Annotated in this window: 24 protein-coding genes and 1 riboswitch; of the genes, 14 read left to right on the top strand and 10 right to left on the bottom strand. The window is 70.8% G+C overall.

Annotated features, from left to right (window positions below):
• Positions 1-115 precede the first annotated feature (115 nt).
• Together whiG and KJK29_RS09525 are read left to right on the top strand one after the other, a co-directional pair.
• Positions 116-958 (top strand): RNA polymerase sigma factor WhiG, encoded by an 843-nt coding sequence (gene whiG / locus KJK29_RS09530; protein WP_184598498.1) that lies wholly within the window; start codon positions 116-118, stop codon positions 956-958.
• 93 nt (positions 959-1,051) lie between these two features.
• Positions 1,052-1,609, top strand: a complete 558-nt coding sequence (locus KJK29_RS09525; RefSeq protein ID WP_215124219.1) for a TetR/AcrR family transcriptional regulator — start codon at positions 1,052-1,054, stop codon at positions 1,607-1,609.
• Between the two features lie 110 nt (positions 1,610-1,719).
• Here the strand turns inward: KJK29_RS09525 and KJK29_RS09520 are convergent, their stop codons facing one another.
• Positions 1,720-2,286: a murein hydrolase activator EnvC family protein gene (locus KJK29_RS09520; protein WP_215118282.1), complete on the bottom strand. Its 567-nt coding sequence runs from the start codon at positions 2,284-2,286 to the stop codon at positions 1,720-1,722.
• A gap of 272 nt (positions 2,287-2,558) precedes the next feature.
• Between KJK29_RS09520 and rpsB the strand changes: the two genes are divergently transcribed.
• From rpsB to KJK29_RS09465, 11 genes are all read left to right on the top strand, one after another.
• A complete protein-coding gene (gene rpsB / locus KJK29_RS09515) occupies positions 2,559-3,491 on the top strand; it encodes a 30S ribosomal protein S2 (protein ID WP_215118281.1) in 933 nt (310 codons plus the stop codon).
• A gap of 178 nt (positions 3,492-3,669) precedes the next feature.
• Positions 3,670-4,506: a translation elongation factor Ts gene (gene tsf / locus KJK29_RS09510; RefSeq protein ID WP_215118280.1), complete on the top strand. Its 837-nt coding sequence runs from the start codon at positions 3,670-3,672 to the stop codon at positions 4,504-4,506.
• Positions 4,507-4,690: 184 nt separating this feature from the next.
• The gene (gene pyrH, locus KJK29_RS09505) at positions 4,691-5,449 is read left to right on the top strand and encodes a UMP kinase (protein WP_189728022.1); all 759 of its coding nucleotides are present in this window, start codon (positions 4,691-4,693) and stop codon (positions 5,447-5,449) included.
• A gap of 163 nt (positions 5,450-5,612) precedes the next feature.
• Positions 5,613-6,170, top strand: a complete 558-nt coding sequence (gene frr, locus KJK29_RS09500) for a ribosome recycling factor (protein ID WP_215118279.1) — start codon at positions 5,613-5,615, stop codon at positions 6,168-6,170.
• Positions 6,170-7,315, top strand: coding sequence for a phosphatidate cytidylyltransferase (locus tag KJK29_RS09495; protein WP_215118278.1), 1,146 nt, complete (start codon positions 6,170-6,172; stop codon positions 7,313-7,315). Before frr ends, KJK29_RS09495 begins: the two co-directional genes overlap by 1 nt.
• 139 nt (positions 7,316-7,454) lie before the next feature.
• A complete protein-coding gene (locus KJK29_RS09490) occupies positions 7,455-7,904 on the top strand; it encodes an SRPBCC family protein (protein ID WP_215118277.1) in 450 nt (149 codons plus the stop codon).
• A 78-nt stretch (positions 7,905-7,982) separates the two neighbouring features.
• Positions 7,983-9,089: a 23S rRNA (adenine(2503)-C(2))-methyltransferase RlmN gene (gene rlmN, locus KJK29_RS09485; protein ID WP_215118276.1), complete on the top strand. Its 1,107-nt coding sequence runs from the start codon at positions 7,983-7,985 to the stop codon at positions 9,087-9,089.
• A gap of 39 nt (positions 9,090-9,128) precedes the next feature.
• Positions 9,129-9,235: riboswitch (TPP riboswitch) on the top strand.
• Between the two features lie 124 nt (positions 9,236-9,359).
• A complete protein-coding gene (locus KJK29_RS09480) occupies positions 9,360-10,397 on the top strand; it encodes a thiamine ABC transporter substrate-binding protein (RefSeq protein ID WP_251058087.1) in 1,038 nt (345 codons plus the stop codon).
• Entirely contained in the window at positions 10,373-12,040 is a 1,668-nt protein-coding gene (locus tag KJK29_RS09475; RefSeq protein ID WP_215118274.1) for an ABC transporter permease, read from the top strand. Before KJK29_RS09480 ends, KJK29_RS09475 begins: the two co-directional genes overlap by 25 nt.
• Positions 12,040-13,059: an ABC transporter ATP-binding protein gene (locus tag KJK29_RS09470; protein WP_215118273.1), complete on the top strand. Its 1,020-nt coding sequence runs from the start codon at positions 12,040-12,042 to the stop codon at positions 13,057-13,059. The genes KJK29_RS09475 and KJK29_RS09470 overlap by 1 nt, the downstream gene beginning before the upstream one ends.
• Before the next feature lie 24 nt (positions 13,060-13,083).
• The gene (locus KJK29_RS09465) at positions 13,084-13,881 is read left to right on the top strand and encodes a maleylpyruvate isomerase family mycothiol-dependent enzyme (RefSeq protein ID WP_215118272.1); all 798 of its coding nucleotides are present in this window, start codon (positions 13,084-13,086) and stop codon (positions 13,879-13,881) included.
• Between the two features lie 57 nt (positions 13,882-13,938).
• On the opposite strand, the gene KJK29_RS09460 is transcribed toward KJK29_RS09465, so the two are convergent.
• The 7 genes from KJK29_RS09460 to KJK29_RS09430 all read right to left on the bottom strand — a co-directional run bounded on the left by KJK29_RS09460 (position 13,939) and on the right by KJK29_RS09430 (position 20,751).
• The gene (locus tag KJK29_RS09460; RefSeq protein ID WP_215124218.1) at positions 13,939-14,628 is read right to left on the bottom strand and encodes an LAETG motif-containing sortase-dependent surface protein; all 690 of its coding nucleotides are present in this window, start codon (positions 14,626-14,628) and stop codon (positions 13,939-13,941) included.
• 156 nt (positions 14,629-14,784) lie between these two features.
• Positions 14,785-15,906 carry an LOG family protein gene (locus KJK29_RS09455; RefSeq protein WP_215118271.1) on the bottom strand — a complete coding sequence of 374 codons (1,122 nt, stop codon included), beginning with the start codon at positions 15,904-15,906 and terminating at the stop codon, positions 14,785-14,787.
• 24 nt (positions 15,907-15,930) lie between these two features.
• Positions 15,931-16,338 (bottom strand): VOC family protein, encoded by a 408-nt coding sequence (locus KJK29_RS09450; RefSeq protein ID WP_215118270.1) that lies wholly within the window; start codon positions 16,336-16,338, stop codon positions 15,931-15,933.
• A gap of 111 nt (positions 16,339-16,449) precedes the next feature.
• Positions 16,450-17,895, bottom strand: coding sequence for a hypothetical protein (locus tag KJK29_RS09445; protein ID WP_215118269.1), 1,446 nt, complete (start codon positions 17,893-17,895; stop codon positions 16,450-16,452).
• Complete coding sequence (locus KJK29_RS09440) at positions 17,877-18,626, bottom strand: ABC transporter ATP-binding protein (protein WP_215118268.1); 750 nt, start codon at positions 18,624-18,626, stop codon at positions 17,877-17,879. Before KJK29_RS09440 ends, KJK29_RS09445 begins: the two co-directional genes overlap by 19 nt.
• A gap of 204 nt (positions 18,627-18,830) precedes the next feature.
• Entirely contained in the window at positions 18,831-20,198 is a 1,368-nt protein-coding gene (locus tag KJK29_RS09435; protein WP_215124217.1) for an aspartate aminotransferase family protein, read from the bottom strand.
• Between the two features lie 13 nt (positions 20,199-20,211).
• On the bottom strand, positions 20,212-20,751 hold the full coding sequence (locus KJK29_RS09430) for an Lrp/AsnC family transcriptional regulator (protein WP_215118267.1): 540 nt from the start codon (positions 20,749-20,751) through the stop codon (positions 20,212-20,214).
• 164 nt (positions 20,752-20,915) lie between these two features.
• Here KJK29_RS09430 and KJK29_RS09425 point away from each other — a divergent pair, with 164 nt between their 5' ends.
• Entirely contained in the window at positions 20,916-22,355 is a 1,440-nt protein-coding gene (locus tag KJK29_RS09425; protein WP_215118266.1) for a gamma-aminobutyraldehyde dehydrogenase, read from the top strand.
• Between the two features lie 63 nt (positions 22,356-22,418).
• Here the strand turns inward: KJK29_RS09425 and KJK29_RS09420 are convergent, their stop codons facing one another.
• Positions 22,419-24,038 carry an NADase-type glycan-binding domain-containing protein gene (locus KJK29_RS09420; RefSeq protein WP_215118265.1) on the bottom strand — a complete coding sequence of 540 codons (1,620 nt, stop codon included), beginning with the start codon at positions 24,036-24,038 and terminating at the stop codon, positions 22,419-22,421.
• Positions 24,035-24,601: a phage tail protein gene (locus tag KJK29_RS09415; RefSeq protein WP_215118264.1), complete on the bottom strand. Its 567-nt coding sequence runs from the start codon at positions 24,599-24,601 to the stop codon at positions 24,035-24,037. The genes KJK29_RS09420 and KJK29_RS09415 overlap by 4 nt, the downstream gene beginning before the upstream one ends.
• Positions 24,602-24,612 lie beyond the last annotated feature (11 nt).

The following is a 24,612-nucleotide window of genomic DNA, read 5'->3' as shown; positions in this document are numbered from 1 at the left end:
GACACCGCAGTCACGCTACGCTCACGAGGATCCCGACACGGACAGGCAACTCGACATCAGACAGACAGCTCAGCCCAGCAACACCACTCCGCAGCAGAACGGCACAAGGCGACGAATGCCCCAGCACACCTCCGGGTCCGACCGGGCGGCGATCCCCCCAGCCGCCCGTGACGGTGGCAGCGTACGGCCGCCCGCTCCCTCGACGCTCGACGAGCTGTGGCGGTCGTACAAGGCGACGGGGGACGAGCGGCTGCGGGAGCAGCTGATCCTGCACTACTCGCCGCTCGTGAAGTACGTCGCGGGACGGGTCAGCGTGGGCCTGCCGTCCAACGTGGAGCAGGCGGACTTCGTCTCGTCCGGGGTGTTCGGGCTGATCGACGCGATCGAGAAGTTCGACATCGACCGGGAGATCAAGTTCGAGACATACGCGATCACCCGGATCCGGGGCGCGATGATCGACGAGCTGCGGGCGCTCGACTGGATCCCCCGCTCGGTACGGCAGAAGGCGCGCAACGTGGAGCGGGCGTACGCCACGCTGGAGGCGCGGCTGCGGCGGACGCCGACGGAGGGCGAGGTGGCCGGCGAGCTGGGTATCGCGGTGGAGGAACTCCACGCGGTGTTCAGCCAGTTGTCGCTGGCCAACGTGGTGGCCTTGGAGGAGCTGCTGCACGGCGGGGGTGAGGGCGGCGACGGGCTGAGCGTGATGGACACGCTGGAGGACACCGCCGCCGACAACCCCGTGGAGGTCGCCGAGGACCGGGAGCTGCGGAGGTTCCTGGCGCGGGCGATCAACACGCTGCCCGAGCGCGAGAAGACCGTGGTCACGCTGTACTACTACGAGGGCCTCACCCTGGCCGAGATCGGGAACGTGCTGGGCGTGACCGAGAGCCGGGTCAGCCAGATCCACACCAAGTCGGTGCTGCAGCTCAGAGCGAAACTGGCGAGCTTCGGCCGCTGACCTGGGCGAATGTCGATGGATCGGCGTGAGCCACTCCCGCCGGGCGTGACGCGTCCGTAGAGTGTTGACGTGCCAAGGATTCGAGCGGCCTCCGTGGCCGAGCACCGGTCGATGCAGCGAGCCGCCCTGCTGGACGCGGCTCGTTCCTTGTTGTCCGAGGGCGGTACGGAGGCGCTGACCTTCCCGGCCCTCGCCGAGCGGACGGGCCTCGCGCGATCGTCCGTCTACGAATACTTCCGGTCACGGGCGGCCGTGGTCGAGGAACTGTGCGAGGTCGACTTCCCCGTCTGGGCGGCGGAGGTGTCGGCGGCGATGGAGCGGGCCGAGACCGCCGAGGCCAAGGTCGAGGCGTATGTGCGCCAGCAACTGGAGCTGGTCGGGGACCGGCGGCACCGTGCCGTGGTCGCGATCTCCGCGAGTGAACTCGACGCGGGGGCCCGGGAGAAGATCCGGGCGGCGCACGGCGGGCTGGTCGCGATGATCGTCGAGGCGCTGGCCGAGATGGGTCATGCGCAGCCCCGGCTCGCGGCGATGCTGTTGCAGGGGGTTGTCGACGCGGCCGTGCGGCGGATCGAGCTGGGAGCCGCGGAGGAGCCGGGTGCTATCGCGGAGGCGGCGGTGGGTATGGCGCTGCGGGGTGTGCTGGGCTGAGCGGCGTCGGTGCCGGTGCCAGGGCCGGGTGGGTGCGCTGCCCGGCGTGGCGGGGTGCCGTCCTGCGCCCACCCGTGCCGCCCCCAGCGGCACGCATGCCCGCAGCTGAGTCAGTAGACCGGCAGCAGCCTCGACGGGCCCCTGTGCAGCAGCCATGGGGGCAGTAGCGACAACGGATTCAAGTACGTGTCGCCTCTGCGCAGGCCCCAGTGCACGCACGTGGCCGTGCAGTGGGAGCCCGACGCGTCCACCGTGCCGATCACCTCGCCGGGTGTCACCTCCTCGTCCTCCTTCACCGTCGCCGTCACCGGTTCGTATGTGGTGCGCAGGGGTGGATCGCCGGTTCCCGTGAGTTCCACGGACACGACTCCCTTGCCGGCCACCCGGCCCGCGAAGGAGACCCGGCCCCCGGCCACCGCCCGTACCGGTGTGCCCGGCGGCGCCGCCAGGTCCACGCCCCGGTGGCCCGGGCCGTACGCCGTCGCCGGGGGTTCCCAGCCGCGCAGGACCTGCGGGCGTAAACCGACGGGCCAGGCGCGTCCCACCGCCGGAACGGTGGTGTCCGGGCCGGGCGGGGCCGCGAACAGCCGGGGCGGCGGGGACAGCAGGACGGCCGCCGTCAGGACCAGCAGCAGGATCAGCCGCGTACACACACGCACACATCGCTTCGCTCGCATGCGCAGAGCGTCCCGCACCACCGCGATCACCGTGCGTGGCTGTGGACCGCTGCCCGGCTGTGGACAACGGCGTCACCCGGCACCCCGCGGGTCCCGTACACTTCTGGTGGCGACCCGGGTCACCGGGTCGACTTCGCACGCCCCGATACGCACCCCGGCAACGGGCTGTATCAGCGCCCCTCGGTCCCTCGTGGAACGGCGCGCAGTGGGCGTCAGGCGCGGAAGCCGTCCGGCATCCGCGGCACAACCGAGAAATTCAAGGAGATACGGCCATGGCCGTCGTCACGATGCGGGAGCTGCTGGAAAGCGGCGTCCACTTCGGTCACCAGACCCGTCGTTGGAACCCGAAGATGAAGCGCTTCATCTTCACGGAGCGCAACGGCATCTACATCATCGACCTGCTCCAGTCGCTGTCGTACATCGACCGCGCCTTCGAGTTCGTCAAGGAGACCGTCGCCCACGGCGGCACGGTCATGTTCGTCGGCACGAAGAAGCAGGCGCAGGAGGCCATCGCCGAGCAGGCCACCCGCGTCGGCATGCCCTTCGTCAACCAGCGCTGGCTGGGCGGCATGCTCACCAACTTCTCGACCGTCTACAAGCGTCTGCAGCGCCTCAAGGAGCTCGAGCAGATCGACTTCGAGGACGTCGCCGCGTCCGGTCTCACCAAGAAGGAGCTTCTCGTGCTCTCGCGCGAGAAGGCCAAGCTGGAGAAGACCCTCGGTGGTATCCGCGAGATGCAGAAGGTGCCCAGCGCCGTCTGGATCGTGGACACCAAGAAGGAGCACATCGCCGTTGGTGAGGCCCGGAAGCTGAACATCCCGGTCGTCGCGATCCTCGACACCAACTGCGACCCCGACGAGGTCGACTACAAGATCCCGGGCAACGACGACGCGATCCGCTCCGTCACCCTGCTCACCCGCGTCATCGCCGACGCCGTCGCCGAGGGTCTCATCGCCCGCTCCGGCGTCGCCACCGGCGACAAGGGCGAGAAGGCCGCGGGCGAGCCGCTGGCCGAGTGGGAGCGCGACCTGCTCGAGGGCGAGAAGAAGGCCGACGAGGCTGCCCCCGCCGCCGAGGCCGCTCCGGCCGCCGAGGCTGAGGCTGCTCCGGCCGCTGACGCCGCTCCGGCTGCCGAGGCCGCCCCCGCCGCCGAGGCCGAGAAGCCGGCCGAGGGCGAGAAGGCCGCCGAGGCCGAGCAGGCCTGACCCGTCAGTCCGAGGTGACGGCGGGAGCGGGACCGCAACCAGTAGCGTCTTCGGCGCGGTTGAAGTCCGCTCCCGCCGTTCACCCGTAGGTCAGCGGAAAGACAGCGCCCTCCTGCTCCATGGGGGGCGCATCCGCAGATCTTCGATCTTCCAGACTTCGAGAAAGATTCACAGACTCATGGCGAACTACACCGCCGCCGACGTCAAGAAGCTCCGTGAGCTCACGGGCGCCGGCATGATGGACTGCAAGAAGGCGCTGGACGAGGCCGAGGGCAACGTCGAGAAGGCCGTCGAGGCGCTCCGCATCAAGGGCCAGAAGGGCGTCGCCAAGCGCGAGGGCCGTTCCGCCGAGAACGGTGCCGTGGTCTCGATCATCGCCGACGACAACTCCTCCGGTGTCATCGTCGAGCTGAAGTGCGAGACGGACTTCGTCGCCAAGGGTGACAAGTTCCAGGCCGTGGCCACCACCATCGCCGAGCACGTCGCCAAGACCTCCCCGGCCGACCTCGAGGCCCTGCTCGCCTCCGAGATCGAGGCCGGCAAGACCGTCCAGGCATTCGTCGACGAGGCCAACGCCAACCTGGGCGAGAAGATCGTCCTGGACCGCTTCGCGCAGTTCGGTGACGGCTACGTGACGGCGTACATGCACCGCACGATGCCCGACCTGCCGCCGCAGATCGGTGTCCTCGTCGAGCTGGACAAGCCGAACGCGGAGATCGCCAAGGGCGTCGCCCAGCACATCGCCGCCTTCGCGCCGAAGTACCTCTCCAAGGAGGACGTGCCGGCCGACGTCGTCGAGTCCGAGCGCCGCGTCGCCGAGGAGACCACCCGCGCCGAGGGCAAGCCCGAGGCCGCCCTGCCGAAGATCGTCGAGGGTCGCCTCAACGGCTTCTTCAAGGACGCCACGCTGCTCGGCCAGCCCTACGCGCTGGACAACAAGAAGTCCGTCCAGAAGGTCCTGGACGAGGCCGGTGTCACCCTGAAGCGCTTCTCGCGCATCAAGGTCGGCATCTGAGTCCGTACCGCGATCGACGCCCGACCCCGATAAGGTCGGCAGCAGTCGTCCGTGTACGCCGTCACATGGGTGGCGGACGACAGCAGATCTGACAAGGAGGCCATTGCCGCATGGGATGCGAAACACGCCCCACCGGCAATGGCCTTCTTGGTATGTGCAACACGTGAAAGAGGCGGAATCCCCCATGACCACCAAGCCCCAGAAGAGCGACGACGGCAAAGTGCGCGGCCGGTTTCTGCTGAAGCTGTCCGGAGAGGCCTTCTCCGGTGGCGGGGGCCTGGGCGTCGACCCCGACGTGGTGCACAAGATCGCCCGCGAGATCGCGGCGGTCGTACGAGACGGCGCGCAGGTCGCGGTCGTCATCGGCGGCGGCAACTTCTTCCGCGGTGCCGAACTCCAGCAGCGCGGCATGGACCGGGCCCGCTCCGACTACATGGGCATGCTCGGCACCGTGATGAACTGCCTCGCCCTCCAGGACTTCCTGGAGAAGGTCGGCGTGGAGACCCGCGTGCAGACCGCCATCACCATGGGCCAGGTCGCCGAGCCCTACATCCCGCTGCGCGCCGTACGGCACCTGGAGAAGGGCCGTGTGGTGATCTTCGGCGCCGGGATGGGCATGCCCTACTTCTCCACCGACACCACCGCCGCGCAGCGCGCCCTGGAGATCGACGCCGAGGCGCTGCTGATGGGCAAGAACGGCGTGGACGGGGTCTACGACTCCGACCCGAAGACCAACCCGGACGCGGTGAAGTTCGATCACCTCGGCTACGGCGAGGTCATCACGCGCGACCTCAAGGTCGCCGACGCCACGGCCGTCACGCTGTGCCGCGACAACAAGCTCCCGATCGTGGTCTTCGAGCTGCTGGCGGAGGGCAACATCGGTCGCGCCGTCAAGGGTGAGAAGATCGGCACTCTCGTGGGGGACGCGGCCAGCCGGGACTGAGGACCGCACCACCCCGTCCGGGGGACGGACGGGTCGGAGCCGGGCCGGGGGATGGACAATGTCCTGCCGGTCGGGAACCGTGCAGGAAGAAGACGCGACGCAGCCGGCCGCCGCCCCACATGGAACCGCAGCCGGGCCTACTCAAGACACGCAGGAGCAAGTGGTGATCGAAGAGACCCTCCTCGAGGCCGAGGAGAAGATGGAGAAGGCCGTCGTGGTCGCCAAGGAGGACTTCGCCGCGATCCGCACCGGCCGTGCGCACCCGGCGATGTTCAACAAGATCGTGGCCGACTACTACGGCGCGCCGACGCCGATCAACCAGCTGGCTTCGTTCTCCGTGCCGGAGCCGCGCATGGCGGTAGTGACCCCGTTCGACAAGACGGCCCTGCGCAACATCGAGCAGGCGATCCGTGACTCCGACCTGGGCGTCAACCCGAGCAACGACGGCAACATCATCCGAGTGGTGTTCCCCGAGCTGACCGAGGAGCGCCGCCGCGAGTACATCAAGGTCGCCAAGGGCAAGGGCGAGGACGCGAAGATCTCGATTCGCTCCGTGCGCCGCAAGGCCAAGGAGGCCATCGACAAGCTGATCAAGGACGGCGAGGTCGGCGAGGACGAGGGCCGCCGTGCGGAGAAGGAGCTCGACGACACCACCGCGAAGTACGTCGCGCAGGTGGACGAGCTCCTGAAGCACAAGGAAGCGGAGCTGCTCGAGGTCTGATGAACGACTCTTCCTGGGGGGCGCCGCCACAGGCCGGGTACTGGGGGCCCACCGACCAAGGGCATGGCCACGGGCACGTCCAGAGCCCGGGCCACGTCCAGAGTCCTGGCCATGGGCACGTCCAAGGGGCCGCTCCGGCGGGCCCCGCATACGATGCGTATGAAGCGCCTCAGACTCGCCCCATGCCCATCGTGCCCGACGTAGCCGACCACGGTGAAAACCAGGATGACGACCGGAGGGCTGCTCGGCCGAGCGGCCCCCCGGTCCGAAACGAGACGAATCCGGAACCCATGCCCGACGCCTCGCAGCCGGCACCCAAGCCGCAGAAGAAGAGCGCGGGCCGCGACCTGAGTGCCGCGATAGGAGTCGGGGTCGGGCTCGGCGCGGTGATCGTCGCCTCGCTGTTCGTCGTCAAGGCCGTGTTCGTCGGCGTCGTCGCGGTCGCCGTCGTGGTCGGTCTGTGGGAGCTGACGAAGCGGCTGGACGAGCGCAAGGGCATCCGGGCGCCGCTCGTTCCGCTCGCGCTCGGCGGTGCCGCGATGGTCGTCTCCGGGTACGTCCGGGGCGCCGAGGGCGCCTGGGTCGCCATGGCGCTCACCGCGCTGGCCGTGCTCGTCTGGCGTATGACGGAACCGCCCGAGGGCTACCTCAGGGATGTCACCGCGGGCGTCTTCGCGGCGTTCTACGTGCCGTTCCTGGCGACCTTCGTCGCGATGATGCTGACCGCCGACGACGGGCCGCAGCGGGTGCTCACCTTCCTGCTGCTCACGGTCGTCAGCGACACCGGTGCCTACGCCGTCGGCTGGCGCTTCGGCCGGACCAAGCTCGCCCCGCGCATCAGCCCCGGCAAGACCCGCGAGGGCTTGCTCGGCGCGGTCGCCTTCGCCATGGTCGTGGGCGCGCTGTGCATGGAGTTCCTCATCGACGACGGCGCCTGGTGGCAGGGCCTGGTGCTCGGCCTGGCGGTCGCGGTCAGCGCCACGCTCGGCGACCTCGGCGAGTCCATGATCAAGCGGGACCTCGGCATCAAGGACATGGGCACGCTGCTGCCCGGTCACGGTGGCATCATGGACCGGCTGGACTCTCTGCTGCCCACGGCTCCGGTGGTGTGGCTGCTGCTCGTGCTCTTCGTGGGGTCCGGCTGAACGGACCTCGTCCGGTGAGCTCCCGTCCTTGTGGGCGGGAGCTCACTGTCGTTTCCGGGGCCGTTCGGGGGCCGTTCCGGGGAGGCACGGGTGGTCGCCGAGTGGGACGATTCAGGTGTACGTCGCAAAGGGGGTCATCATGGCCATCATTCGACAGAGCATCGATGTCGACCGGCGTCCGGAGGACGTCTACGACTACGTCATGGACACCCCGCGGATCCCGGAGTGGCAGCTGAGCGCCGTGTCCGCGGAACGCCTCGACGAGGGGCCCTTCGGCATCGGCTCCCGGTTCCGGGTCACCCGGCACGTCGGCCGCCGCGTGATGCCGATGACCATGGAGGTCGTCGAGTACGACCCGCCCCACACCTGGGGCATGCGCGGTGTCGACGGCCCCGTCCGGGCCCGGGTGCACGGCGAGGTCGAGCCGTTCGACGAGGGACAGCGCTCCCATGTGACGATCGAGATCGACTTCGAGAGTCACGGCGTCGGCAAGGTCCTGGTCCCGCTCGTCATGCGCCCCCAGGTCCGCAAGGAACTCCCACGCAACGAGCAACTCCTCAAGGACCGGCTGGAGCACGCGGGCGCGTAGGGCGTATTCCCACCGGTGTCGCGGGTGGAGCGGGCGGGGCACGGGCCACCGTCGGCGATCTGCGACACTGGTTGAGCCATGCCTAAGCCCGGAGAACTCACATTCGTCGCCCCCCGCGGAGCCAAGAAGCCGCCGCGGCATCTCGCTGATCTCACTCCTGCCGAGCGCAAGGAGGCCGTTGCGGCTGTCGGGGAGAAGCCGTTTCGTGCCAAGCAGCTCTCGCAGCACTACTTCGCGCGGTACGCGCACGATCCGGAGCAGTGGACCGATATTCCGGCCGGTGCCCGGGGGAAGCTGCAGGAGGCGCTGCTGCCCGAGCTGATGAGCGTCGTGCGGCATCTGTCGACCGACCAGGGCACCACGCGCAAGACGCTGTGGCGGCTGTTCGACGGGACGCTCGTCGAGTCCGTGCTGATGCGGTACCCGGACCGGGTGACCATGTGCATCAGCTCGCAGGCGGGGTGCGGGATGAACTGCCCGTTCTGTGCGACCGGGCAGGCGGGTCTGGACCGGAATCTGTCCACCGCCGAGATCGTGCACCAGATCGTCGACGGCATGCGGGCGCTGCGGGACGGGGAGGTCCCCGGCGGTCCGGCGCGGCTCAGCAACATCGTGTTCATGGGCATGGGCGAGCCGCTCGCCAACTACAACCGGGTCATCGGGTCCATCCGCCGGCTCACCGACCCCGAGCCCGACGGGCTGGGGCTCTCGCAGCGCGGGATCACCGTCTCGACGGTCGGTCTCGTCCCGGCGATTCACCGGTTCGCCGACGAGGGCTTCAAGTGCCGGCTGGCCATCTCGCTGCACGCGCCCGACGACGAGCTGCGCGACACCCTCGTCCCCGTGAACACGCGGTGGAAGGTCCGGGAGGTGCTGGACGCCGGATTCGAGTACAGCGCCAAGTCCGGGCGGCGGCTGTCCATCGAGTACGCGCTGATCCGGGACATCAACGACCAGGCCTGGCGCGGTGACCGGCTCGGGCGGCTGCTCAAGGGCAAGCCCGTGCACGTCAATCTCATCCCGCTGAACCCGACGCCCGGGTCGAAGTGGACGGCCTCGCGGCCCGAGGACGAGAAGGCGTTCGTGGAGGCCATCGCCGCCCATGGTGTGCCGGTGACGATCCGGGACACCCGTGGACAGGAGATCGACGGGGCGTGTGGTCAGCTCGCGGCCACCGAACGGTAGTCTGACCGGCGTAAGAACATCTGCATATCCGACACCTGCATATTCCGACAGGGGAGCGCCACAGCGCTGAGAGTGCGGCACACGGCCGCAGACCCTCCGAACCTGGCCCAGGTCATTCTGGGTAGGGAGATCGGTCATCACTCGAGCTGTTGCGCCCTGCCCGGGATCCCCTGAGTTCCCGGGCGGGGCCGCGTCTTCTCCTGGTCATCCAGGAGGAATCCAGTGAGCAACAAGAGCAAGCGGCTGACGGCTGTGGTCGTCGGGCTCGGCATGGTCGGCACGCTCGCCGCCTGCGGGTCGTCCGATGGCGGCCAGGGGTCCGGCGACTCCAAGACCGTGACCCTCGTCAGCCATGACTCGTGGGCCGCGTCCAAGGGCGTCATCGCCGCCTTCGAGAAGCAGTCCGGCTACAAGGTGAATGTCCTGAAGGACGGCGACGCCGGGCAGGCCGTGAACAAGGCGATCCTCACCAAGGACAACCCGCAGGGCGACGTCTTCTTCGGCGTCGACAACACCCTGCTGTCCCGCGCCCTCGACAACGGCCTGTTCCAGCCGTACGAGGCGAAGGGCTCCGAGCAGATCAAGGCCGAGTACCGGGCCGACCGGGACCAGCACCGGGTCACGCCCGTCGACACCGGCGACATCTGCGTCAACTACGACAAGAAGTACTTCGCCGACCACAAGCTGGAGCCGCCGAAGAGCTTCGACGACCTGGTCGAGCCGCAGTACAAGAACCTGCTCGTCACCGAGAACGCCTCCGCCTCCTCGCCCGGCCTCGGGTTCCTGCTCGGCACCGCCGCGAAGTACGGCGACGACGGGTGGGAGAGCTACTGGAAGAAGCTCAAGGCCAATGGCGTGAAGGTCGTCGACGGCTGGGAGCAGGCCTACAACGAGGAGTTCTCCGGCTCGGCCGGCGGCAAGAAGGCCAAGGGCGAGAGGCCGCTCGTCGTGTCGTACGCCTCCTCGCCGCCCGCCGAGGTCATCTTCGCCGACCCCAAGCCGGATGCGGCACCGACCGGGGTCGCCGAGGGCACCTGCTTCCGGCAGGTCGAGTACGCCGGGCTGCTGAGCAACGCCAAGAACACCAAGGGCGGCAAGGCGTTCCTCGACTTCCTGCTCAGCAAGAAGTTCCAGGAGGACATGCCGCTCAACATGTTCGTGTACCCGGTGCGCGAGGGCGCCCAGGTGCCGCCGGAGTTCGTGAAGTTCGGGCCGCAGGCCAAGGACCCCGAGACCCTGGACCCGGCGAAGATCGCCGACCACCGTGACCAGTGGGTCAAGTCGTGGACCTCACTCGTACTGAAGTGACCGGCCGGACGAGGGGCGCGGCGGCGCGGTTCGGGCTCATCGCCCTGCCCGTCGCGTTCTTCGCGGCGTTCTTCGCCTACCCCGTCGCCGCGATCGTCGCGCGCGGGCTGAAGATCGACGGCGCCTGGCAGTTCGGGCGGATCGGGGAGGTGCTGGCGCAGTCCGACGTCCGGCACGTCCTGTGGTTCACCACCTGGCAGGCGCTCGTCTCCACCGCGCTCACGCTGCTGATCGCGCTCCCGGGCGCGTATGTCTTCGCGCGCTTCGACTTCCGGGGCAAGCAGGTGCTGCGGGCGGCCGTGACCGTCCCGTTCGTGCTGCCCACGGTCGTCGTCGGTACGGCGTTCCTGGCGCTGGTCGGGCGGGGCGGGCTGCTCGACGAGCTGTGGGGCGTACGCCTGGACACCACCGTGTGGGCGATCCTGCTTGCGCACGTCTTCTTCAACTACGCGGTCGTCGTTCGGACCGTCGGCGGGCTCTGGGCGCAGCTGGACCCGCGGCAGGAGGAGGCAGCGCGGATGCTCGGGGCGTCCCCGCTGAAGGCATGGCGGCAGGTGACCCTCCCGGCCCTCGCCCCGGCCGTGGCCGCCGCCGCGCTCATGGTCTTCCTGTTCACCTTCACCTCCTTCGGTGTCGTCCAGATCCTCGGCGGGCCCACCTTCTCGACCCTGGAGGTGGAGATCTACCGGCAGACGTCGGAGATCTTCGACCTGTCCACGGCGGCCGTGCTGACACTGATCCAGTTCGTCGCCGTGGGCGCGATCCTCGTCCTGCACGCCTGGACCGTACGGCGGCGGGAGACGGCGCTGCGGCTGGTGGACGCGTCGGTGACCGCGCGCCGGCCACGCGGCGCCGGGCAGTGGGCGCTGCTGGGCGGGGTGCTGCTCACGGTCGTCGTGCTGCTTCTGCTGCCGCTCGCCGTACTGGTCCAGCGGTCCCTGGACGCGCCGGGCTTCGGCTACTACCGCGCGCTGACCAGGGAGGACGGCGGGATCTTCCTGGTGGCGCCGATCGAGGCGATCCGCAACTCGCTGGAGTACGCCCTGGCCGCCACGGTCATCGCGGTGGTGATCGGCGGCCTCGCCGCCGTCGCGCTCACCCGCCGGGACGCCGGGCGGTTCGTGCGCGGGTTTGACGCGCTGCTGATGCTGCCGCTCGGGGTGTCCGCGGTGACCGTCGGCTTCGGGTTCCTGATCACCCTCGACGAGCCGCCGCTGGACCTGAGGGCCTCGTGGATCCTGGTGCCGCTCGCGCAGGCGCTGGTCGGGGTGCCGTTCGTCGTGCGGACCATGCTGCCAGTGCTGCGGGCGGTGGACGTGCGGTTGCGGGAGGCGGCCTCGGTGCTGGGGGCCTCGCCCTGGCGGGTGTGGCGGGAGGTGGACCTGCCGATGGTGCGGCGGGCGCTGCTGATCGCCGCCGGGTTCGCCTTCGCGGTGTCGCTCGGGGAGTTCGGCGCGACGGTGTTCATCGCGCGGCCCGACAACCCGACGCTGCCGGTGGCCGTGGCGCGGCTGCTGGGGCGGCCCGGGGAGCTGAACTACGGCCAGGCGATGGCCCTTTCGACGATTCTGATGGTGGTGTGCGCCGTGGCCCTGCTGGTGCTGGAGAGGCTCAGGATCGCCGACCGGACAGGGGAGTTCTGATGCTGCTGGCACTGGAGGGCGCGACGGTCCGTTTCGGCGGGCGGGCCGTACTGGACGCCGTCGATCTGGAGGTCGCCGAGCACGAGATCGTGTGCGTGCTCGGGCCCAGCGGCAGCGGCAAGTCGACCCTGCTGCGGGCCGTGGCCGGGCTGCAGCCGCTGGACTCCGGGCGGGTGTCGCTCGACGGGCGCGACCAGGCCGGCGTGCCCGCGCACCGGCGCGGGGTCGGGCTGATGTTCCAGGACCACCAGCTGTTCCCGCAGCGGGACGTGGGCGGCAATGTCGCCTTCGGGCTGCGGATGCACGGGGCGTCCAAGCGGCAGCAGGCCGAGCGGGTAAGGGAGTTGCTGGACCTGGTGGGGCTGCCCGGCGCGGACCGTCGGGCCGTCGCCGCGCTGTCCGGCGGGGAGCAGCAGCGGGTGGCGCTGGCCCGGGCCCTGGCGCCGAGCCCCACACTGCTGATGCTGGACGAGCCGCTGGGGCAGCTCGACCGGTCGCTGAGGGAGCGGCTGGTCGTGGAACTGCGCGAGCTGTTCGGCCGGTTGGGCACCACCGTGCTCGCCGTGACGCACGACCAGGGGGAGGCCTTCGCGCTGGCCGACCGGGTCGTGGTGATGCGGGACGGGCGGATCGCCCAGTCCGGTACGCCGCTTGAGGTGTGGCAGCGGCCGGCCGACGCGTTCGTGGCGCGCTTCCTCGGCTTCGAGAACGTCGTCGAGGCGACCGTGGGTGCGGAGGCCGCGGACACGCCCTGGGGCAAGGTGCCGGTGCCGGAGGGCGCGCCGCAGGGCACGCGGACCCTTCTGGTGCGGCCCGCCGGTGTACGTCTGGTGCCCGCCGGTGAGGGCCTGCGCTGCACGGTGACCGGCCGCACCTTCAAGGGCACGCATGTCGCCGTCCACCTCCAGCCGGAGGACGCCCCGCGCCTGGAGGCGGCGTGCGCGCTGCGGGCGGCGCCCGAGGTAGGGGCCGAGGCCGGGGTGGAGTTCGACGCGGCGGAAATCGCCGTGCTCGACTGATCGCCGCCCGCCTATGGTGCGGGCATGACACTCCTCGCGCACGAGCGCTACTGCGACGAAATCGCCCATCAGGTCGGTCTGTTGAGGTCGGTGGTGACCTCCGGGGCCGACCTGTCCGCCACCGTGCCGAATTGCCCCGACTGGTCGCTGGAGGAACTCGTCCGGCACACGGGCGGCGCCCTGCGCTGGGTGGAGCTCATGGTGCGGACCCGGGCCCAGGAGGAGGTGCCCGAGGAGGAGGTGCCGGGGGCCGAGGGGCCCGAGGCCCGGGGTGACGCAGCGGCGCTGGACGCGTGGCTGGGGGAGGCGGGCGAGCAGGTCGTCGCCGCGCTGCGGGAGGCCGGGCCGGACGCGAAGGTGTGGGGCTGGGCGGGGATCCTCAACGCCGGGTTCTGGGCCCGCCGGATGGCGCACGAGGTCACCGTGCACCGGGCGGACGCCACGCTCACCGCCGGGCTGCCCTACGAGGTCGCGCCCGACATCGCCGCCGACGCGATCGACGAGTGGCTGCAGATCGTGGAGTACGCGCAGACGGACCCGCACGACGAGGCGGCGAGGGAACTGCGCGGCCCGGGCCGCAGCATCCATCTGCACGCCACCGACGCCGGGCCGGAGGTGAACGCCGAGTGGCTGATCGCGCTCACCGAGGACGGTGTCACCTGGCGCCGGGGCCACGAGAAGGCCACGGTCGCCCTGCGCGGGCCGCTGACCTCTGTCCTGCTCGCGTTCTACCGGCGGCTGCCGCTGGACGCTCCGGAGCTGGAGGTGCTGGGGGAGCGGGAGTTGCTGGAGTTCTGGCTGGAGCGGGCGACGTTCGGATGAGACGGACGTGGCCCGCCCCCCTGTCAGGGTCGGGCCACATCAGGGTGTGCGCGGGCGTCAGCCTTCGCTGTTCGCCCCACGACGGCGCATGCCGAAGAACACCGCGCCACCACCGACGACGACCAGGGCCGCCGCGATGCCGGCGATGATTCCGGTGTTGGAGTCGGCGCCCGTCTCGGCGAGGTTGGAGTCACCGGCCGGGCCGGGCGCGTTGCCCGCCGGCGTGGTGCTCTCGCTCTCCGACGGCGTCGGAGCCGGGGTGTCGGTCTCCTCGGCCGGCTTCGAGGGGGAGGCCGACGGGGTGGAGGGGGTCGGGGTGGCCGGGGGAGTCGAAGCCGGGGGCTCCTCCTCCTTCTTGCAGGCCGTGGCCGGGGTGACGAGGTTCGGCTTGATGTCCTCGTCGACGTACGGAGCGGCCTTCACGTGGATGCGGTACTCCGCGTTCGGCTTCCAGTCCTCGGCGAAGGTGATGGTGGTGCCTTCGCGCGAGCCCTTGACCTCCTGCTCGCCGATCTTCTGCGCGTCGGCGCCGTTGTTCTGCAGGTATACGGTGACCTTCGCCTTGATGCCGGCGGGGTCCACGTCGGTGACGGTGATGACGCCCTTGTCGCCGTCACACTTCGCCTCGGCGGAGAACTCGTTGATGTTGCAGGCGAGCGCGTTGCCGGCGGTACCGAGCGCGAGCGCGGCCGAGGCGGAGACGACACCGAGGATGCGCACGGCGCGTGCGCGGCGGGATACGGACAGAACTGCCACGTTTGTCCTTTACAGGATGTGTTAAAGCGGGGGGAAGAGGCAGCGGTGACGGAACATCAGCACTACCTGGAGACTCACAGGTTTATAAGTGCCGCATAAGTAGTGTCAACGCATATGCAGTCTGCAAGCACTTGCTTTGCCTGCTTATTAACCGCCGAGGCGTTTCAACGCCTCCGGCGCCTCCTCGATCCGCTCGACCAGCGCGATCCGCGTCTCCATCGAACGCCCCTTGGCCAGCGACTGGAGCAGCGGCCACGTCGGCAGCTTCTCCGTCCAGTGCGCGCGGTTCACGAGCACCATGGGCGTCGGCTCGCCGCGCGACTCGTAGTAGTTCGGCGTCGCGTTGTCGAAGATCTCCTGTACGGTGCCGGCGGCTCCCGGCAGGAACACCACACCCGCTGTCGACCGGGCCAGCAGGCCGTCCTCGCGGGTGGCGTTGGCGAAGTACTTGGCGATGTGCGAGGCGAAGGCGTTCGGCGGCTCGTGGCCGTAGAACCAGGTCGGGATGCCGACGGAGCGGCCGCCCTGCGGCCAGCGGGTGCGTATCTCGAAGGCGGCCGAGGCCCACTGGGTGATCGACGGGGTGAAGTGCGGTGCCTTGCCGAGCAGTTCCAGCGAGTCGGTGAGCATCTCGTCGTCGAACGGGGCCGCGTACGCGCCGAAGTTGGCCGCCTCCATCGCGCCCGGGCCGCCGCCGGTGGCGACCGTGAAACCGGCGCGGGCCAGTTCGCGGCCGAGCCGCGCCGCCCCCGCGTACTCCTCGGTGCCCCGGGCCATCGCGTGGCCGCCCATCACGCCCACGACCCGGGCGCCGGACAGGAGTTCGTCGAGCGCGTCCGAGACGGAGTCGTCGTGGACCGCGCGCAGCATGGACGCGTAGATGTCGCCGTCGGCCTTCGTGCGCTGGAACCAGGCGTAGGCGCGGGCGTCGGGAGTCGCCTCGTAGCCGTCCGGCAGGGACGCGAACAGCTCGTCCGGTGAGTAGACCAGGCCGCGGTACGGGTCGAAGGGCAGGTCCGGGACCGGCGGGAAGACCAGGGCGCCGTCCGCGCGTATCTTCGCGGCCGCGTCCTCGCGCATCGCGCAGCCGAGGAAGATCGCGCCCGCGGTGTCCGTGGTGAGCAGCTCGCGCGTACGGTCCGTCAGGTCGACGGCCTGGACGCGGTGACCGGCGAGTGTGCCGCGCGCCGCGACGGTCGCGTCGAACTCCTCGAGCGTCTCGATCTCACGGTCGTCATGGTGGGCCGCATGGGCGGGCATCGTCTGCACCCGCCCATGCTGGCACAGCGCGTGTCAGCCCTGGACGGCCGCCGGGTCCATCCACACGACCTCGAAGGTGTGGCCGTCCGGGTCGTCGAAGGCGCGGCCGTACATGAAACCGTGGTCCTGCGTCTCGCCGGAGACGGACCCACCGGCCGCCACCGCCTTCTCCACCAGCTCGTCGACCTTCTCGCGACTCTCCGAACTCAGCGCGATCAGCACCTCGCTGTTCTTCTTGGAGTCCGCGATCTCCTTCTTGGTGAACTGGGAGTACTTCTCCTTGGTGTGCACCATCACGACGATGGTCTCGCTGATCACGACCGACGCGGTGGTGTCGTCGCTGAACTGCTCGTTGATCGTGTAGCCGAGCTCCGTGAAGAACTTCTTCGAGGCGGCGATGTCGCTGACACACAGGTTCACGAAGATCATCTGCTGGTACATGTGCGGTCTCCCATCGGGGCGGTGCTACCGGGTCCGTGTCGTTACGCGGGGTTAGACCGGGGCCCCGCGCGGAACTCATCGCCGCCCGGAAATTTTTCTCGTACGACTTTCTCAGCGCGCCAGCGGCAGCGCCGCCAACTCCGCGACCGTCAGGGTGAGCGGGGCGAACAGGGCGAACAACGCGCCCGCGCGCAGGGCCGCGGCGCTGCGCAGCATGGTCGCGGGTGCGCCGAGACGCAGCAGCGCGGAGGTGGTGTCGGCCCGGGCCTGCCGGGCCTCGACGGCGGCCGTCAGGAGCGTCGCCACGGTGCAGCCGGTCACGAGGAGCACACCGAGGAGGGTGAGCGGACCGAGCGACAGTCCGTCCGGGGCGTGCAGCAGCACCATGGCGTACGTGGCCGACAGCACCGCGCAGACCACGCCCAGGGGGCGGCCGATGCGGGTGGCCTCCGTCATCAGGATGCGGCCGGCCAGCAACCGCAGGGCGCCGGGGCGGGCCGACTGGAGCAGCCGGCCGCACAGGTGGGTCAGACCGGGACCGGCCAGGGCCAGGCCGACGGCGGCCAGCGTCCAGCCCGCCATGACACCGGGGGAGGCGCCGGAGAAGGTGAGGTCGGGCGCCTTGGGGGCGGTGCGGCTCGCGTAGGTCTCCACGGCGAGCCCCGCGGCCAGGACGGTGATGCCCCAGGGGAGGCCGGAGGGGGCGGCGGTGGGGGCGGCGTCGGCCGTGACGAGGTCCGGCAGCAGCACCGCATCGGGGACCGCGAGGACGTCGGTGGGGTCCGGTGCGGTGGCGTGCGGGGCGGAGAGCCGGGGGAGTTCCTCGATCGTGCTCACCGCGCTCCCGGCGTCCGTGACCGTCGCCGCCGAGGCCGGTTCGCCCGCCCGCGCCGACGGGGGCGCGCTCTGCTGCCCGGCGGGAGCGCCCCCGGGCCGGTTGATCTGGCGGCCGAAACGGCCGTACGCCCCGAAGGTGTCGAGCGGGCTGGCGCGCCGGTACGCGCCGAAGCGGCCGTACACCACCCTGGCCGCCGCGGCCGCCCTCTGCTCCCTGGGCCGCAGCGTCAGCACCACCGCGATCGAGGCGCCCGCGGGCACGAGCGCCAGCAGCGTCAGGGCTCCCGGCAGCGGCAGCGGCCGGCCCGCGCCGAGGGCCTCGGCGGCCGCGCCGTCGAAGGGCAGGCCCGTCAGATCGCCCCGCAGATGCAGGAAGAGCAGCAGGGCCAGCATCGAGCCCAGGGTGCAGGACAGGGCCGTCGTCGTCACCGCGATGGCCATCAGGCGCAGCGGGCCCAGGCCGATCGCCGAGAGGCCGGTGCGGGGCTTGGTGCCGGGGTCGGTGCGGGCCACCGCGAGGGCGAAGTACACCGTGGCGGCGAGGGGCGCCGCGCACCAGGCCAGGCGCAGCGCGGCGGCACCGGGGGAGCCGGGGTGGCCCAGCGCGTAACCGAGGGCGCACAGCAGCAGGAAACCCGTGCCCGCCGAGGCCGCCGCGACCAGGAGGCGGCGCAGTTGGACGGCGGGGTGGGCGGCGCGGGTCAGACGGAGAGCGAGCACGCCGCCCGGCCCTCCGGCTCGGTGGTCTCGGCGACCGGAGGCAGGTGCACCGTCCGCACGCGCCGCCCGTCGAGCAGGAAGACCGTGCGGTCGGCGAGTGCCGCGGTGTCCGGGTCGTGGGTGGCCAGGACGACCGTGATGCCGTGCGAGCGGGCCGCCGTGGTGAGGGTGCGCAGCGCGTGGGCGCGGTCGGCGCGGTGCAGGGGAGCCGTCGGCTCGTCGGCGAACAGCACCGAGGGCGCCGGTGCGAGGGCGCGGGCGATGCACACCCGCTGGCGCTCGGCCTGCTTCAACTGGTGCGGGCGCTTGCGGGCGCCGTCGCCGATGTCCAGGCGCTCCAGCCACTCCAGTGCCGCCCGCTTGGCGCGGCGCCTGCTGGTGCCGCGCAGCATCAGCGGCAGGGCGGCGTTCTCCCAGGCGTTCAGCTCCGGGACCAGGGAGGGGACCGGGTCGATCCAGCCGAAGCGGTCGCGGCGCAGCCGCTCGCGGGTGAGGGCGCCCATGGTGTGCACGGGCACGCTGTTGAACCAGACCTCGCCGCGCCGCACGGGCTCCAGGCCGGACAGGCACCGCAGCAGGGTCGTCTTGCCGCTGCCGCGCGGGCCGCTGACGGCGAGGATCTCGCTCTCCCGGACGCCGAGGGAGACGCCGCAGAGCGCGGGCGAGCCGTCGTGGTGCTGGAAGTGCAGGGCGCGTGCCCAGAGCACGTCGTTGTCCGGCGGGGCCTCCATGCGTACACCTCGGTTCAGATCCGTAGTTCCCGTGCCATCCCCCGTGCGGGGGAACGAAGGCGGGGCCGATCAGTCACTGGGCACGCTAGGCAGCGGGAGGCGGGACGCCGGACAGCACGCGGCCCCGGGCCGCCGTTTCTCACTCGAACGGCGGGCACCGGGGCTGGTGTTGATCGTCCGATCAGACGATCGGAGCGGCGACGCTCAGAGCTTCGTCCACGCCTCCGAGAGGGTGGCCCGCAGGATCTGCTCGATCTCGTCGAACGTCGACTGGTCGGAGATCAGCGGCGGGGCGAGCTGGACGACCGGGTCGCCGCGGTCGTCGGCGCGGCAGTACAGGCCGTTGTCGTACAGCGCCTTGGAGAGGAAGCCGTACAGGACGCGCTCCGTCTCCTCGTCGTTGAAGGACTCCTTGGTGTTCTTGTCCTTGACCAGCTCGATGCCGTAGAAGAAGCCGTTGCCGCGGACGTCGCCGACGATCGGCAGGTCGTGGAGCTTCTCCAGGGTGGAGCGGAAGGCGCCCTCGTTGTCGAGGACGTGCTGGGGGAGGTTCTCGCGCTCGAAGAGGTCGAGGTTGGCGAGGCCCACCGCCGCGGAGACCGGGTGGCCGCCGAAGGTGTAGCCGTGCAGGAAGGTGTTGTCGCCCTTGTAGAACGGCTCGGCCAGGCGGTCGGAGATGATGCAGGCGCCGATCGGGGAGTAGCCCGAAGTCATGCCCTTGGCGCAGGTGATCATGTCCGGGACGTAGTCGAACTTGTCGCAGGCGAAGATCGTGCCGAGGCGGCCGAAGGCGCAGATGACCTCGTCGGAGACGAGCAGCACGTCGTATTGGTCGCAGATCTCGCGGACGCGCTGGAAGTAGCCGGGCGGGGGCGGGAAGCAGCCGCCCGCGTTCTGCACCGGCTCCAGGAAGACCGCGGCGACCGTGTCCGGGCCCTCGAAGAGGATCTGCTGCTCGATCTGGTCGGCGGCCCAGCGGCCGAAGGCCTCCGGGTCGTCGCCGAAGTAGGGGGCCCGGTAGATGTTGGTGTTCGGGACCTTGTGCGCGCCCGGGACCAGCGGCTCGAACGGGGCCTTCAGGCCCGGCAGGCCGGTGATGGACAGGGCGCCTTGCGGGGTGCCGTGGTAGGCGACCGCGCGGGAGATGACCTTGTGCTTGGTGGGCTTGCCGGTCAGCTTGAAGTACTGCTTGGCCAGCTTCCAGGCGGTCTCGACGGCCTCGCCGCCGCCGGTGGTGAAGAAGACCTTGTTCAGGTCGCCCGGGGCGTGGTGCGCGAGGCGCTCGGCCAGCTCGACGGCCTTGGGGTGGGCGTAGGACCACACCGGGAAGAACGCCAGCTCCTGCGCCTGCTTGAAGGCGGTCTCGGCGAGCTCGACACGGCCGTGCCCGGCCTGCACCACGAACAGTCCGGCGAGACCGTCCAGGTAGCGCTTGCCCTGGTCGTCGTAGATGTAGGTGCCCTCGCCACGGACGATGGTGGGTACGGGGGCCTTCTCGTACGACGACATGCGCGTGAAGTGCATCCACAGGTGGTCGTACGCGGACTGGGAGAGGTCCTTGCTCACGGCTATCGGGTCCTCACGGTTATCGGGTTCCCCACATGTAGGTCTGCTTCTTGAGCTTCAGGTAAACGAAACTCTCGGTGGAGCGCACTCCGGGCACCGCCCGGATGCGTTTGTTGATGACCTCCAGAAGGTGGTCGTCGTCCTCGCAGACGATCTCCACCATCAGGTCGAAGGAGCCCGCGGTCATCACCACGTACTCGCACTCGGGCATGGCCGTCAGCGCCTCCGCGACCGACTCCACGTCGCCCTCGACGTTGACGCCGACCATCGCCTGTCTGCGGAAGCCCACGGTGAGCGGGTCCGTGACGGCGACGATCTGCATCACGCCCTGGTCGAGCAGCTTCTGGACGCGCTGACGCACGGCCGCCTCGGAGAGGCCCACGGCCTTGCCGATGGCGGCGTACGGCCGGCGGCCGTCCTCCTGGAGCTGTTCGATGATGGCGAGGGAGACGGCGTCCAGCTGGGGCGAGCTGCCGTTCCTGGACTCGCGGGAGGACTCGCGGAGTTCCCGCGAGCCCTTCTGGTCTGCGCTTCGACTGGCCACGAGGTCACTGTGCACGAGGTCTCGTCACTTCCGCAAGGCGTGATCGATGAAATCCGTTGTTTTGATTGCCGAAGCCTGCGGATTCCGCACGAATGAAGGGAGTGGGGGTGTTGAAAACGTGGACCGGGCGACTAGGGTGGGTGTCTCAAGTACTGGACATCCGAACTGGAGGGCCGGCAGTGAGCACCGAGCTTCGTCGTCTGCGCAATTACATCGGCGGTGAGTTCCGGGACGCCGCCGACGGACGGACCACCGAGGTGGTCAATCCCGCGACGGGTGAGGCGTACGCGACCGCTCCGCTGTCCGGGCAGGCGGACGTGGACGCCGCGATGGCGGCGGCCGCCGAGGCCTTTCCCGGCTGGCGCGACACCACGCCCGCCGAGCGTCAGAAGGCCCTGCTGAAGATCGCGGACGCCTTCGAGGAGCGCGCCGAGGAGCTGATCGCGGCCGAGGTGGAGAACACGGGCAAGCCCATCGGGCTGACCCGCTCCGAGGAGATCCCGCCGATGGTCGACCAGATCCGCTTCTTCGCGGGCGCGGCGCGGATGCTGGAGGGCCGCTCGGCCGGCGAGTACATGGAGGGCCTGACCTCCATCGTCCGCCGTGAGCCGGTCGGTGTCTGCGCGCAGGTCGCGCCGTGGAACTACCCGATGATGATGGCCGTGTGGAAGTTCGCCCCGGCGCTCGCGGCGGGCAACACCGTCGTCCTGAAGCCGTCGGACACCACCCCGGCCTCGACGGCACTGATGGCCGAGATCATCGGCTCGATCGTCCCCAAGGGCGTCTTCAACGTCATCTGCGGCGACCGCGACACCGGCCGCATGATGGTCGAGCACGACACCCCGGCGATGGCCTCCATCACCGGCTCGGTGCGCGCCGGCATCCAGGTCGCCGAGTCCGCCTCCAAGGACGTCAAGCGCGTCCACCTGGAGCTGGGCGGCAAGGCGCCCGTCGTGGTCTTCGAGGACACCGACATCGCCAAGGCCGTCGAGGACATCTCGGTCGCGGGCTACTTCAACGCGGGCCAGGACTGTACGGCCGCCACCCGCGTGCTCGTCCACGAGTCCATCCACGACGAGTTCGTCTCCGCGCTGGCGAAGGCCGCGTCCGAGACGAAGACGGGCCAGCCGGACGACGAGGACGTGCTGTTCGGCCCGCTCAACAACCCCAACCAGCTCAAGCAGGTCGAGGGCTTCATCGGCCGGCTGCCCGCGCACGCGCGCGTGGAGGCCGGCGGCAAGCGCGTCGGCGACAAGGGCTACTTCTACGCGCCGACCGTCGTCTCGGGCCTGAAGCAGGACGACGAGATCGTCCAGAACGAGGTCTTCGGCCCGGTCATCACCGTCCAGTCCTTCTCCGACGAGGAGCAGGCCGTGACGTGGGCCAACGACGTCGAGTACGCGCTCGCCTCCTCCGTGTGGACCAAGGACCACGGCCGCGCGATGCGCATGTCCAAGAAGCTCGACTTCGGCTGCGTGTGGATCAACACCCACATCCCGCTGGTCGCCGAGATGCCGCACGGCGGCTTCAAGAAGTCCGGCTACGGCAAGGACCTCTCGTCGTACGGCTTCGACGACTACACGCGGATCAAGCACGTGATGACGTCGCTGGACGCGTAGTCACCCCGGTCGTCGTACGCCGCGGCCCCGGACGGTTCGTCTCCGTCCGGGGCCGCGGCGCGTTCAGCCGCTGTTCGCGCTCGACGGGCCGAAGAACTCGATCTCCGCGATGGCGACCTGCTTCTCCCCCGAGATGCCGTGGGCGGACTCGATGGTGAAGCGGACGGAGGTGACCTCGCCCACGCGGAACGAACGCCGCTGCGGGCCCGCGCCCTGGTCGAGAGTGACCTGACGGGTCGTCTTCTTGCCGTCGGCCCCCGTGATCGTGGCCTCCAGACGGTGCGGGAGCGCCGACTCGCGGAGCTTGTCGGGGCGGACGGAGACGCCCGGCGTGATGATCAGGTCCAGGAGCCGGGTCGGCTGGTCGAAACGGGCCTCCACCCACTGGCCCTTGCCCGACTCGGAGACGCCCGGGCCCCACCAGGTGTCGTTGAGCTTGTCGAAGGCCAGGTCCGGCTTGTGGCCCGGGAAGTAGCGGGACGCGGCGTAGCGGTCCGGGGACACCTCGGCGCGCTTGGCGAAGTGGTCGCGGGTGGCCTGGATGCCCTGCGGGATGTTGATCACCAGAACGACCAGCAGGGACAGCACGATCACGATGCCCAGCCAGGTCAGGACCCGGTCGAAGGCTCGGCGCAGCCGGGGGCGGTCGCCCGCCCACGGGGCCTCCTGACTGCCGAAGAGGCGTCGCCACCAGGGGAGCCGCAGCGGGCCGGCCGGTCCGTCGCCGGTCATGGGCATCGCGCACCGGGCGCAGAAGTGCCGCTCGGGCCGGTTGCGGGTGGCGCACCAGGGGCAGGGGGCGCCGCCGTCCGCGCCGTGCTCCTGACCCGGGGCGCGTACGGACTGCGGGCGCTGCGGCTCGGGGCGGCCGGGCAGGACCGGGGTGACGGAGGGGTGCGGGTCGGGCCGGGGCTCGGGGTCGCCGACCGGGATGAGGAGGCTGCGGGCGCGGTCGGTCATGCCGTGGGTGTCGGCGTCGGGGTCGGCGGGGTGCTGGCTCTGGGCGACCGGGGGGACGGGCTCGGTGGGGGCGGTGTCGTCCGGGAAGCGGTCGGTGGGGGAGGGGGTGCCGGGGCCGGTGGTGTCGTGGTGAGGGGAGGCTCCGGAGCCGGAGGCTGTGTCCGGGTGAGCGGTGGCGCCCGGCGTGCCGGGGTGCTCGCCGTGCCGGGCGGAGGCCGCGTCGGTGGCGGCGTTTTCGGCGGTGGCCGGGTCGGAGGTGCGGGGGCCGGTGGACGCCGTACGGGTGGCGCCCTGGTGCGTCGTCGCCGTGCCGGTGCCGAGCCGGTCGCGGGCGGTGGGGGCCAGGCCCGTGCCGCCGTCCGGCCGGGCGAAGGCGTCCCAGCCCGGCTCGGGTGACGAGGCGCCGCCCGGCTCACCGTCGGGCCTCGCGTGGCCGGTGGGCTCCGAAGCCCTGGAAACTCCGGCGGGTCCGGTGGTCCCGGTGGTCCCGGAGACGCGGGCCGGCTCGGACGTCCGGGCCGGGCGGCCGGCCTCGGGCTCCCCGGCCGGTTCGGAGGCCCGAGCCGGGCGGGACGCCTCGGGAGTCCCGGCTGCCCCTGCGCGAGGGCCGGAGCCGCCGGACGGGCGGTCCGTCCAGCTCAGTACCGCCCCGCAGGCGTCGCAGAAGGACTGGCCCGGTTCCGCGCGGGTGCCGCAGTCGGCGCAGTTCTGGGGGGTTGTCATGTCTCCCGGGTCCTTTCGGCGGGGGCACCGGCGGTCACCTGGACCGTGTACGGCATATGAGCGGGGCGGGCGGCGGACACGAGGGTCTCCAGGCGGTAGTGGTCCGCGGGGGTCGGGGCGGGAAGTCGTAGATGGACGTGCAGACGCGGGCGGGGCGCGCCGGGGAACGGGCCGAGCGGCCGGGCGCTCCACGCGGCGCCGCCGCTCTCGGTGATCTCGGGCTCCACACCGAACGCGAGCCGGACCGTCTCGGACAGCCCGCGCCGGGTGCCGCGGATGCGGTGCAGATACGCGGCGGCGGCCACGGCCGCCCGCAGGCGGGCCTCGGGCTCGTCGCCCGCCGTCTCCGCACCCACCCAGCTCCCCAGCCACTGGGTGAAGTCGAGCGGGGTGAGGGACGGGCGGAAGTAGGTGTCGAGACAGTCCAGCACGCTCAGGATCGGGGCGATCACGTCGTCGAGTCCGGCGACGAACCGCTGGGCCAGGTCGTCGTCGGCGAAGACGGCCGGCAGCATCGTGCCGATCGGCGTGGAGGATCCGAGGCCGTCGATCGAGCCCCTCATACGCCCCTCCC

Source organism: Streptomyces koelreuteriae, from assembly GCF_018604545.1.
Lineage (GTDB): Bacteria > Actinomycetota > Actinomycetes > Streptomycetales > Streptomycetaceae > Streptomyces > Streptomyces koelreuteriae.
This window is presented reverse-complemented; position numbering and strand designations above follow the sequence as displayed.